We start from the raw sequence: 12,555 nt of genomic DNA, 5'->3' as shown, positions 1-12,555 counted from the left end.
GAAAAATAGAACAGGCGTGTACTAATTTAAAATAGGTATGTGTATAGAGTGTTCCGAAAAATAGAACAGGCGTGTACTAATTTAAAATAGGTATGTGTATAGAGTGTTCCGAAAAATAGAACAGGCGTGTACTAATTTAAAATAGGTATGTGTATAGGGTGTTCTGAAAAATAGAACAAGGGTGTTCTGAAAAATAGAACAGGCGTGTACTAATTCGAAATAGGTATGTGTATATAGTGTTGTGAAAAAAAGAACAGGCGTGTAGTAATTCGAAATAGGTATGTGTATAGGGTGTTCCGGAAAATAGAACAGGCGTGTACTAATTCAAAATAGGTATGTGTATAGGGTGTTCTGAAAAATAGAACAGGCGTGTACTAATTCAAAATAGGTATGTGTATAGGGTGTTAGGTATGTGTATAGGGTGTTCCGGAAAATAGAACAGGCGTGTACTAATTCAAAAAAGGTATGTGTATAGGGTGTTCTGAAAAATAGAACAGGCCTGTTCTATTTCAAAAGGGGTGTATGTATGTTGCTCTAAAATAGTAGATTCTGTATTCCCCTCTAAGGGAAGGTGCGCGCAATCTGTTTCAATAAAAAAACAGGTATTTACTTGTTTGTTTTTAGCGATGCGAAACCGATAGGATGATCTTTGAATGCAATATAATTTGTTTGACGTTTTCATAGTTACAGTAGAATGAGGAAAGGGCCATGATTTTGCAGCGACTTTGGCCCTGCGGAGGCCGCAGGCCGTAGTCAGACCCGGCCGGTGGAGCGAAAAATTATGGCCCTTTCCTCATTACTAAATTATGAAAATGTTGGCAGCAAACAAATTATATATTCAAAAATAGTGTGATATCGGTTTCGCACATATTAAAAATGCTAAGAAAACACCTGTTTTTTATTGACAGATTTGCATTTTCCCTCTATAATTACCCTGTTATGGTATAAGTAAAACAAATATATAACGAGGAGGTGTTTTACTAATGAAACGTACATATCAACCAAATACTCTTTGGAGAAAACGTACCCATGGTTTCCGTGAACGCATGAAAACTATCGGTGGCCGTCTCGTATTAAAAAGAAGACGTGCTAAAGGCAGAAAACGCTTATCTGCATAATATAATGGCTCAGCAAGAGCTTTCAGAAAACTTGGCGCTCTTGCCAAGTTTTTCTATTCTATAGGACTCGGACGATACAATGGATTACCGCTTAGATAAAACGAGACGTATTATAAACAATAATGAATATCGCCTTGTGTATAAGCATGGTAAGTACGAGGTAGGACGCCTATGTGTGTTATATCGTATGCCTGTAGCGAAGCAAAAGACTCGCATCGGATTTGTGACGGGTAAAAAGGTGGGTTGTGCGGTTGAACGCAATCGAGCACGTCGCCTTATGAAAGAGGTGTATCGCCTCAATCAGCATCAAATTCGCGAAGGATATCATATTGTTATCGTTGGACGTGGCCCTCTGAAGGACGTAACCTATGAACGAGCGGAAAAGGAAATACTGTACTTATTGCGTAAAAGCAAGCTCTTAGTATAATCCTATATAGGACCACAAGCATGGACAGCGCTATGCTTTGGTCCTATTCGCGTATTATGAGGTATATGGATTTGGTGGAAATGTCTTAGATACATACGCTAATCCAATCATGGTGAATTCTATGAAAAATACATGTATAACTGTATTAAATCTTATAAAACGAGGGGTTACCTTTGTTTTATGGCTCGTTATTCGCTTCTATCAGATTGCCATTTCCCCTCTCAAACCGGGATGTTGCCGATATTATCCCACTTGTTCCGCATATACACTGCAGGCCATTGAAAAATATGGTCCTTTGAAAGGTAGCTGGCTTGGGCTAAAACGCATTTTGCGTTGTCATCCATTCCACAAGGGCGGGTATGATCCCGTTCCTTAATTTGGTATTGGTGAAAGATAAGACTAGTACAACTTTCACAATTGACATTAGTTTGAGTGAGCATAGTTTTGGAAATACCTGAGCATCTGTATGGATGAAATTTAGACCATACCATAACGATATATGGATGCGCGAAGGAACCCAATTTTGACCTGCACTCGAAGGAGAAACAATGGAAATTTTTAACTATTTAGTTGAATTTATGCGCACACTTGTGACATATGCTTTCAACTTCACTGACATGGTCGGCTTCCCAAGCTATGGGGTGGCTATTATCATCATTACTGTCATTATTAAAGCGATTTTAGCGCCGTTGACAGTAAAACAAATTAAATCTATGAAAGCAATGCAAGAGTTACAACCTCGCATGAAAGAGCTTCAAGAAAAATACAAAAACGACCCTCAACGTTTACAAGCTGAGATGGGCGCTATGTACAAAGAAATGGGCGTAAACCCATTGGCTGGCTGCTTGCCTTTATTAGTGCAAATGCCGTTCTTGATTGCTATTTTCTACGCATTGCAAGGATATCCTTACAATCCTGAATTCGAACATTTCTTATGGCTTCCTAGCCTTGGCGAAGCAGATCCATACTACATTTTGCCAGTATTGAGTGCTTTGTCCACATGGCTTATGTCCCGACAAACTGGTATGGGTGCTAGTGGTGCCGCTGCACAACAACAAAAGATTATGCAAATCTTTATGCCATTGTTCATCGGTTATATTTCCTTGAACTTCCCATCTGGTCTTGTTATTTACTGGATTGTATCCAATGTGTTCCAATTGGTGCAACAACATTTCATTTACAAAGGCTTAGAAGCTAATAAATAGGAGGCACTATGGAATTTATCGATGTATCTGCTAAAACGATTGAAGATGCCATCGCTAAAGGGGTTGCAGAACTTTCTATAGATGGCCGTGAATTGGTAGAAACAAAGGTTATTGAACAACCTTCTAATGGTTTTTTAGGTATTGGCCGTAAACCAGCTGTGGTTCGTTTGTTCTATACAACGGTATCAGCTGCGGCTACGGAAGAAGAAAAAGAAGTCATCGCTGAGACTTCTGATGCTGTGTCGGATGTGCCTGTTGCGACTAATGAACGCGATGTGGCTGAATCTGTTGATGATTCACCGGTATCTGTGAAAGCTAAACAAGAGCTTTCAAAAGAAACACAACAAATCATCGCTGAAAAAGGTAAGGAATTCCTTGAAAAGATGTTCGGTCAAATGGGCCTTATCGTGATGATTGAAAAGATGTTTACCAGTGATAAAATCACGTTCCAAGTACATGGTGAAGACCTTGGTATCTTGATTGGTAAACACGGTCAAACCCTTGATGCTATCCAATATTTAACGAATTTGGTGGCTCACAAAGAGGTGTCTGGCCATTGTCACATCGTGGTGGATGTGGAAAATTACCGTGCTCGTCGTGAAGAAACGTTGATCAATCTTGCAAAACGCCTTGCAGCTAAGGTAAAACGTAACCGTCAAAAGGTTTCCTTAGAACCTATGAATGCATTTGAACGCAAAATCATTCATACGGCGTTGCATGATGATAAACACATCGTCACAGAATCCGCTGGTGATGAACCATTCCGTCACATTGTGATTTCATATAAGAAATAATGATAGTAATGCCTGTATTCCGAGAACCTCCACCGGCCGGGTCTGACTCCGGCCTACGGCCTTCGCAGGGCCAAAGTCGGTTTCGGAATACTGGCATCACTTTTCTAATTTCTAATATAGGTACGGTGGAGGTTTTGGAACACCATCGTTATCGCAATCAATAAGTTATGGTGAAAGCTAACTTAAGGTAATCTTCGCATGGGTAAGATTGGTTTAGTTTAACTTTCACAGGCGAAGAAATTAAAGAGATTCGAAGTACGGAGATTTTTATGTATATAGATGATACAATAGCGGCCATTGCGACGCCGCCCGGCATCGGCGGGGTTGGTATTATTCGGGTCAGCGGCAAGGATAGTTTTCCTATTGTAAATAGCCTGTTCAAGAGCGCTGGCACCGTGCCGTTGATGGAACGCCAAAATAGAACGATTCAATACGGGACTATTGTGGATCCAGCGACGAACAAGACCATCGACGAGGTTCTTGTGTTATTAATGAAAGGCCCTCATTCTTATACCGCAGAAGACGTGGTAGAAATTCAGTGTCATGGCGGTATTGTACCGGTTCGACAAATCTTGAAATTACTCGTCAATCACGATGTACGCATGGCAGAGGCCGGCGAATTTACGAAGCGTGCCTTTATGAACGGACGTATCGACCTCACTCAAGCGGAGGCGATCATTGATATTATTGAAGCAAAAACAGAGGACTCCCTCTCTCTCGCTGTATCGCAGCTGGACGGCACAGTTTCGTCCTTTGTAAAAGATGTGCGTGAACAGCTTATCGCCATGATTGCTCATTTAGAGGTAACTATCGACTATCCAGAAGAGGATATCGAGGATGTAACGAGCCAAGAGGTTCGCGATCAATTACAGCCTATTTTGAAAGCTATGGATGAACTCTTGTCCACAGCGAACACAGGTCGTCTTATTCGCGATGGTATTACGACGGTTATTGTAGGCCGTCCAAATGCAGGTAAATCGAGCCTTATGAACGCTCTCTTGCGCGAAAACCGCGCTATTGTAACGGATATTCCGGGGACGACGCGGGATAGTATTGAAGAATATATGACTGTAGAAGGCATTTCATTGCGCCTCATCGATACGGCAGGTATTCGAGACACACAAGATACGGTGGAAGCCCTCGGCGTGGAGCGTGCTCGTGATTATATTAACAAAGCAGATATCGTACTCTGTGTTATCGATGGGTCTACTCCATTAACCTCTGAAGAAATCGAAATTTTGACCTCTGTGAGCGGTTTGAATACCATCGTACTCCTTAATAAGTCCGATGTGGCACAAGTCGTTACAGACGAAAATATTAAAGAACACGGGACTTTTACAGCTATCGAACGTATCAGTGCCAAAGACGGCGAAGGATCTGCAGTTCTCTCTAAATGGGTGCAAGAACTCGTCTATGGCGGTCGCGTAAAACAAGACAACAGCGCCATGATCAGTAACGTGCGCCACATCAGCCTCATGGAACAAGCAAAGGCTCAGGTAGAACAAGCCCTCTCCTCCATCGATATGGGCATGCCGGTGGACTTTGTAGCGACCGATTTGCGCAGCGCTTGGGAACTACTAGGCGACATCACGGGCGATACAATTCGTGAAAGCATGATAGATGAATTATTTAGTAGATTTTGTCTCGGTAAGTAATGTAGATATGGAATGATGGCTTTCAAAAAACGACTTTGGCCCTGCGAAGGCCGTAGGCCGAAGTCAGACCCGGCCGGTGGAGTTTTTTGGAAGTTATCATTCCATATACATTTCAAAATAAGTAATAAATATAAGGAATTCAATAGATATGTATACTGTAGATAATTATGATGTCATTGTCATCGGTGGCGGTCATGCTGGTTGTGAGGCGGCCCTCGCCTGCGCCCGCATGGGTCATCGCACGTTGATGGCGACCATCAGTTTGGATAATATTGCACTTATGCCGTGCAACCCTGCCGTTGGTGGCCCTGGTAAAAGTCATCTTGTGTATGAGCTCGATGCATTGGGCGGTCAAATGGGTATCAATGCGGATGCTACGGCCATTCAAATGCGTATGCTCAACATGGGTAAAGGCCCTGCCGTGCATTCCTTGCGCTGCCAATCGGATAAAATTAAATACCAACATTTGATGAAACATACCTTGGAAAATACGGATAATCTCAATGTTAAGCAAATCATGGTTACGGAGCTCAAGGTTGAGGATGGTAAGGTAACGGGCATCGTTACTGAGCTTGGCGAATTCTATGGCGCTAAGGCAGTCATTCTTTGTACAGGGACCTATTTGAAAGGTAAAATCCTCATCGGTGATATCGACTATGTAGGTGGCCCAAATGGGCAACGGGTAGCGGAACAATTTTCTCAATCCCTACTAGATAATGGCGTTGAATTGATGCGCTTTAAGACTGGCACGCCAGCCCGCGTAGATAAACGGACGCTTAATATTGAAAATATGGCCGTTCAAGAAGGCGATGCACATCATCATGCCTTTTCCTTTATGGACGAATGGATTAACCGCAACGAAGATGTGTGCTGGTTGACGTATACGAATAAGGAAACGCATGAGATTATTAAAAGCAATATTCATCGTGCTCCTATGTACAGCGGTAAAATTGAAGGTGTTGGCCCGCGCTACTGCCCTTCCATCGAAGATAAGGTGGTGCGCTTTGCCGATAAAGAACGCCATCAATTATTCGTAGAACCAGAAGGAACGGGTACAAATGAAATGTATGTACAAGGCATGAGTACATCCCTTCCTATGGACGTACAATACGCATTCCTTCGCACCATTCCTGGTCTTGAAAACGTCGAAATCATGCGCCCTGCCTATGCTATTGAATACGATTGTTTGAACCCAACACAATTAACACCAGCACTTCAAGTAAAACATATTGAAGGCCTCTACTCTGCTGGTCAAGCTAATGGTACATCTGGCTATGAAGAAGCGGCTGCACAAGGCCTCATGGCTGGTATTAATGCTGCTTTATGGCTCGAAGGTAAGGAACCTTTCATCCTTACTCGCTCCGAAGCATACATTGGTGTTCTCATCGATGATCTCGTAACAAAAGGTACCAACGAACCGTACCGCATGATGACGAGCCGCAGTGAATACCGTCTATTGCTTCGTCAAGACAATGCGGACATGCGCCTTACCGAAAAAGGTCGTGAAATCGGCCTTGTGAAAGACGATCGTTGGGCTAAATTTACAGCTAAAAAAGCGGCCATCGAAGAAGGTATGGAATTGTTGCGAAATACACCTGTCAATCCATCCAAGGAAACACAATCCTTACTTGAAAGCCTAGGCACAGCCCCTATCAAAACAGGCATCCACGCATATGATTTGGTAAAACGTAATGAAATCTCCTATGCTACCGTAGCTGATGCATTCGGTTTGAAACGCTTTACACCTGACGTAGAAGAAGCTATGGATATTGCCATTACCTACGAAGGTTACATCAAAAAGCAAATGGAACAAGTTGAGAAGGTTCGCAAACTGGAAGAAAAAATTCTTCCAAAAAAATGGGATTATACAGAAATTAAAGGTATTTCCCTTGAAGCGCAACAAAAGCTCAACAAAATTCGCCCTCACTCCATCGGTCAAGCCAGTCGTATCTCTGGTGTATCGCCGGCGGATGTGTCTGTACTGTTGATTCAACTAGAACAATATAATAGAAGTAAATAATTGCGATAAGTAATTACATAATAGAAAAAGCTAGCTAATCGTTTGATTAACTAGCTTTTTCTGTTATAAGGTTTTCCGTTCCTGATGCTCATCGACTTCGCGACCTTGACTCATATAATCTGGAGTAAATAAGGATAGCCCAAGTTTAAATAAGAACCACATACATTTTTGTTTCATGGGTATCACCTCCTATTGATTGTAGTGTATATATAAATGATACCATTAGCAAGCTTTATTTTTTATAAATGTAAAAGTGAGTATATACGTAAAAGTTTGTATATTTATATGAATATTTATAAAATACATATTATTATATCAGTAAAATATGTACACTAGAGAAATACACCGAGTGTACATTCAAAATAGACAAAATAATTTATATGTGAAGAAAAGTTCATAGTGATAAATTATAGATAAACAGTAAAATTTAAAAGGTAGAAATAAGATATATAAATTTGGAAAAGGATGTGTTAGAAGGTTAACAAAATAGGTTTACAATTATGAGGCGGTTTAGATGATATAAGATTTTTATGCGTACCTCCTCTTTTTGCACTTTTATCTATATACTAAATGAGAATATATTGAGAATATGGTATAATAGATACAAATATGACTCTTATATTTCGTTTGTATGCTCTTTTTTAAGTGCTTTGTATATAATTTATCCTAGAAGTACATAAACAGGTCTTACAGCGCAAATAAATGAATTTTAACCTGAATTACATACATATAGTTAGGAGCACCGATGAAAGAAAAATATGATGTGCCTATCGCTAGTGAATCTGAGTTTGTAGAATATATGCTTTCACAAATGGCAGCATTTGGATTGCCATGCACACTGCAGCAAGCAAAAGATTTCTACGTGTACTATGCACGCATGATTGAAACAAATAAATATCTTAACCTCACCGGTATTACGGATATGAAAGAAGTCGTGGTTAAGCACATGATTGATTCCCTATCTTGTTATGATCCGACAATTATCAATTCTGGATCCTCCATTATCGACGTAGGAACCGGTGCTGGTTTCCCTGGCATTCCCTTGGCCATCTATGACAGAACCTTGCTCGTGACCTTGTTTGACTCCCTCAAGAAACGCCTTACCTTCCTTGAGTCCGTTATCGACGAATTGCAATTGACGAACTGCAAGACCTTACATGGACGCGCTGAGGATTTGAGTCATCAGGACTATCGTGAAAGCTTTGATATCGCTACGAGTCGTGCCGTTGCAAGATTACCAATCCTATTAGAATGGACTGTGCCTTATGTTAAACAAGGCGGCTATGTTATCGCCTTAAAAGGCGCTATCTACGAAGAAGAAGTCGGCGAATCTGATAAAGCCTTTAGCACATTAAAAGCATCCATCGAAGATGTAAGAACCGTGACCTTACCGACACTAGATGATAAACGAGCTATCGTGTACATCAAGAAAACAGGAAAAACACCGAAACAATACCCACGTAAACCAAAAGAAATAAAGGATAAACCGTTATAAAAAATAGACCATCCCAAAAAACGATACGCTACTGCGCTTCGCGGAGCCCGAAATCGTTTTTGGAATGGTCTATTTTTTTACAGTATAACGAAACAGGGAACAAATCTATTTTGATTCGTTCCCTGTTCTTTTAAGATTTGCATATTATTTAATCACGTGTAATGTCTTATAAATGAATAAAAAGGAATGTCCTTCCAAAACCGACTTTGGCCCTGCGAAGCCCGAAGGGCGTAGTCAGACCCGGCCGGTGGAGGTTTTGGGAGGACATTCCTTTTACTGTTGTATTAAAAGGATTACACGTGATCAATAATATGCAAAGTCGTATCTATATCATTAAGCGGCATGATATGTACGCCTGCAGCGATTTTTTTGATTTGTTCCAAGGTTTCGATGGCGATTTCTGTACCCGCTTCTTTTCCGCCTTTTTCAACGCGGTCTAGAATGTCTTGGGTAAGGTTGATTCCAGGTACTTTTTCATGAAGGTATGTTGCCATTTTAAAGCTTTTAAGAGGAATTAAACCAAGCATAATAGGTACATTGAATTCAGACATTTTGTCGATATAACGTTTAGCTTGTTCTAAATCATAGATTGGTTGTGTTTGCACAAAATGGGCACCATTTTTGATTTTAGCAGCTAGTTTTTGACGTTCGATTTCTAAATCAGGAGCACCAGGATTGCCTGTAGCGCCAATGTAGAAGTTCGTAGGTTCATCGAGGTCGTTACCTGCTAAATCTTTACCGCTGTTCAATGTTTTAGCAATATTTAGTAAGCCCATGCAATCCACTTCAAATACGGATTGTGCGAATGGATGGTCGCCATGGTCTGGCTTATCGCCTGTCAGTGTCAAAATGTTATTAACACCAAGTGCTGCAGCACCGAGCAGTTCGGATTGTAAGCCTATGATGTTGCGATCACGGCATGTGAGGTGGAAAATCGTTTCGATGCCTTCATTATGTTGCAATAAATAGGACAAGGAAATAGGGCTCATGCGCATTTTAGACATAGGGCTGTCCGCAATGTTTATGGCATCAACCTTGCCTTTTAGGCGCGCTGCTTGTTCAAAAACCTTTTGAGCAGAACTGCTTTTAGGTGGGTCCAATTCAACGGTGATGGTGAACTGGCCTTTTTGGTGTTTCTCACGTAATGTCATCATATACCTCTTATCTATTCTATGTATGGTGAAAGCCTCATATGCGTTATGTGAGCATTATTTGGGGCTTTCACCATGAGTATTACCTATATTATATGCCTGGATTAGCCATTATTTCAAAGTTTCAAAGAAATCGTTCGCGTGGTTTACAGCCGCGATACCATCCTTGGCGTAAATATCTGCGCCCGCTTGGTCAGCGTAATCTTGGGATACTACGGCGCCACCAACCATGACCTTCGTTTTAAGGCCGGCTGCACGAATAGCAGCGATGGTATTGTCGATTTGAGGCATTGTGGTCGTCATCAAGGAACAAATGCCTACGAGGGCCGCCTTGTTGTCCTTAATGGCTTGTACGATGACCTCAGGGTCAACATCCTTGCCGAGATCGACGATTTTGTAACCATTATTTTCAAGTAAAGCGGCTACGATATTTTTGCCTAAATCGTGAATATCGCCCTTAACAGTGGCTACAACAACGGTTCCTTTATCTAAACTGTCGCTGGCTGGAATGATTTCTTTGATAGTGTTGAAAGCAGCTTGCATCGTTTCCGCAGCGAGCATAACTTGTGGCAAGAATAATTTACCAGAGCCAAACTTGTCCCCTACTACGTTCATGGCTTCTGAAAGCCCTTTTTTCGTAATATCCAATGGATCCATGCCGTCAGCTAATGCTTTTTTTACAAGATCAACAATGGCTTCCTTTTCGCCTTGTTCTACACAAGCGCGGATATTGGCTAATGGGTCGTTGCTATCAAAGGATGCTTTATCTGGACCTTTTGGCGCCGCATTGCCTGGCGCTGTTGCTTCGTCTTCGTAGCCGTATTCTTTAATGAACTCGGCAGATCCTGGATCCCAACCAAGAAGTGTGGAGCTTGATACGAATGCCTTTTTAGCGGCGTAGTTAAGTGGGTTCATAATTGGCGTAGTTAAGCCTGATGCGAGTGCCATTGTTAAGAACTGACCGTTTAAGTATGGACGTTGTGGCATACCAAAAGAAATATTGGATAGGCCCATAACTGTTGGGAAACCAAATTTTTCTTTATATAAACGCAATGTTTTTAGAGTTTGTCGTGCACTATCTTCCCCACTAGCAAGTGTTAATACCAATGGATCGAGTAAAAGGTCATGAGGTTGTAAATCATAGTTATAAGCGCGATTTACGATGCTTTCAGCTAAAGCGACACGGTCCTCTGCTTTTTCTGGTAAATCACCGCTGGAAAGTGGCAAACAAAGTAATGCAGCACCGTAGCGTTTAGCCAAAGGCATAACATGTGTGATTGACTCCTCTTCTCCATTTACAGAGTTGATAAGGGCGCGGCCTGGATAGTTTTTAAGGGCCACTTCCATAGCTGCGGGGTCTAGTGTGTCGATGGATAATGGCGTTTCAACAAGCATGGATAGCTCAAAAATCGCTTTTTCCATCAAAGGTGTTTGGTCCATGCCAGCAACGCCCATATTTACGTCGAGAATATCTGCACCAGCCTCTACTTGATCTAAGGCATCGCGTTTTACACGGATGAAAGAACCATCGCGTAACTCTTGAGCTAATACTTTTCGACCTGTTGGGTTGATACGTTCACCAATAATTAATGGCTTTACATTATGACCTAACTCAAGAAGTTTTGTACGGCTTGTAATGATTGTTTTAGGCTCAATATGAGCGCGTTCCTTAGGCGTATGTGCTTTTACAGCATCAGAAATCGATTGAATATGCGCTGGTGTTGTACCACAGCAGCCACCTACATAACTTGCACCTGCATCGACGATAGCAAGCATCATTGGCCCCATCTCTTCAGCCGTTAATGGGAATACAGTTTGTTTGTTGATGAGTTGTGGCATACCTGCGTTCGGTTGACAGCTGATTGGTAAATTCGTCACACTTGCAATTTCCTCAATAAGCGGTTTGATTTGCTCAGGTCCAAGAGAACAATTGATACCGATGATATCTGCACCGATGGCTTCTACGATGGTAGCTGCTACTGCAGGTGGCGTGCCTGTAATAGTACGTCCATCTTCACTGAAAGAAAATTGACAAATAATTTGTACGTCTTCTTTAGTTTTCCCTGCTTCATTACGTGCATCTAAGGATGCCAATAATGCGGCACGCATTTCTTGTACGTCGATAATCGTTTCAATGATGATAAAATCTACACCACCTTCGATTAAAGCATCTGCTTGCTCTTTGTACGTATCGTATATATCATCGAAACTCATATTGCCTAAAGGTTGCAAAAATCGTCCTGTAGGGCCCATAGAACCGGCTACGCGGGCAGATGGTTTAACCTCTGCAATAGCTTCTTTGGCTACCTTTACAGCAGCAATATTTATCTCTCGTACGCGATCTTGTAAATCGTAATCTTCTAATTTAAGGCTACAAGCACCGAATGTATTTGTAGTAATCACATCACTGCCATGTTGTAAATATTGAGCGTGGATATTTTTTACTACTTCTGGTCTTTCTACGTTAAATAATTCTGGGCAATAACCCTCTTCTAGGCCTGCTGCTTGGAGCATTGTACCCATAGCGCCGTCAAAAATGTACATGTGAATCATCCTTTATATATAATAGATGCAATTATTGATATATGAACTCTGTGATGTCAGCCCGCCTTAAAGTATGTAAACATTAGAGCTGTGAATGAACATTTCTTTCTCGCTCCACCGGCCGGGTCTGTCTACGCCCTTCGGGC

At 41.6% G+C, this 12,555-nt stretch carries 10 protein-coding genes; 8 read left to right on the top strand and 2 right to left on the bottom strand.

The annotated features are described in order from the left end of the window. The first annotated feature begins 983 nt into the window (after positions 1–983). The 8 genes from rpmH to rsmG all read left to right on the top strand — a co-directional run bounded on the left by rpmH (position 984) and on the right by rsmG (position 8,714). The gene (gene rpmH / locus HMPREF1504_RS10015; protein WP_004692946.1) at positions 984–1,118 is read left to right on the top strand and encodes a 50S ribosomal protein L34; all 135 of its coding nucleotides are present in this window, start codon (positions 984–986) and stop codon (positions 1,116–1,118) included. Positions 1,119–1,197: 79 nt separating this feature from the next. Continuing rightward, positions 1,198–1,545 carry a ribonuclease P protein component gene (gene rnpA, locus HMPREF1504_RS10010; RefSeq protein ID WP_038125300.1) on the top strand — a complete coding sequence of 116 codons (348 nt, stop codon included), beginning with the start codon at positions 1,198–1,200 and terminating at the stop codon, positions 1,543–1,545. A 121-nt stretch (positions 1,546–1,666) separates the two neighbouring features. Then, positions 1,667–1,921, top strand: coding sequence for a membrane protein insertion efficiency factor YidD (gene yidD, locus HMPREF1504_RS10280; RefSeq protein WP_071991557.1), 255 nt, complete (start codon positions 1,667–1,669; stop codon positions 1,919–1,921). Between the two features lie 172 nt (positions 1,922–2,093). Next, entirely contained in the window at positions 2,094–2,750 is a 657-nt protein-coding gene (locus tag HMPREF1504_RS10005) for a YidC/Oxa1 family membrane protein insertase (protein ID WP_005375962.1), read from the top strand. A gap of 8 nt (positions 2,751–2,758) precedes the next feature. After that, positions 2,759–3,544: an RNA-binding cell elongation regulator Jag/EloR gene (gene jag / locus HMPREF1504_RS10000; RefSeq protein ID WP_038125299.1), complete on the top strand. Its 786-nt coding sequence runs from the start codon at positions 2,759–2,761 to the stop codon at positions 3,542–3,544. Positions 3,545–3,813: 269 nt separating this feature from the next. After that, complete coding sequence (gene mnmE / locus HMPREF1504_RS09995) at positions 3,814–5,199, top strand: tRNA uridine-5-carboxymethylaminomethyl(34) synthesis GTPase MnmE (protein ID WP_038125298.1); 1,386 nt, start codon at positions 3,814–3,816, stop codon at positions 5,197–5,199. A gap of 148 nt (positions 5,200–5,347) precedes the next feature. Further along, the gene (gene mnmG / locus HMPREF1504_RS09990; protein WP_038125297.1) at positions 5,348–7,219 is read left to right on the top strand and encodes a tRNA uridine-5-carboxymethylaminomethyl(34) synthesis enzyme MnmG; all 1,872 of its coding nucleotides are present in this window, start codon (positions 5,348–5,350) and stop codon (positions 7,217–7,219) included. Between the two features lie 745 nt (positions 7,220–7,964). Further along, a complete protein-coding gene (gene rsmG, locus HMPREF1504_RS09985) occupies positions 7,965–8,714 on the top strand; it encodes a 16S rRNA (guanine(527)-N(7))-methyltransferase RsmG (RefSeq protein WP_038125296.1) in 750 nt (249 codons plus the stop codon). A 293-nt stretch (positions 8,715–9,007) separates the two neighbouring features. Here the strand turns inward: rsmG and HMPREF1504_RS09980 are convergent, their stop codons facing one another. Both HMPREF1504_RS09980 and HMPREF1504_RS09975 read right to left on the bottom strand, forming a co-directional pair. Next, positions 9,008–9,865 carry a methylenetetrahydrofolate reductase gene (locus HMPREF1504_RS09980; RefSeq protein ID WP_005375925.1) on the bottom strand — a complete coding sequence of 286 codons (858 nt, stop codon included), beginning with the start codon at positions 9,863–9,865 and terminating at the stop codon, positions 9,008–9,010. A gap of 111 nt (positions 9,866–9,976) precedes the next feature. Then, the gene (locus HMPREF1504_RS09975) at positions 9,977–12,409 is read right to left on the bottom strand and encodes a homocysteine S-methyltransferase family protein (protein WP_038125295.1); all 2,433 of its coding nucleotides are present in this window, start codon (positions 12,407–12,409) and stop codon (positions 9,977–9,979) included. Positions 12,410–12,555: the final 146 nt, after the last annotated feature.

Origin of the sequence: Veillonella sp. ICM51a (genome assembly GCF_000524355.1) — a bacterium.
Taxonomy (GTDB): domain Bacteria; phylum Bacillota; class Negativicutes; order Veillonellales; family Veillonellaceae; genus Veillonella; species Veillonella atypica.
This window is presented reverse-complemented; position numbering and strand designations above follow the sequence as displayed.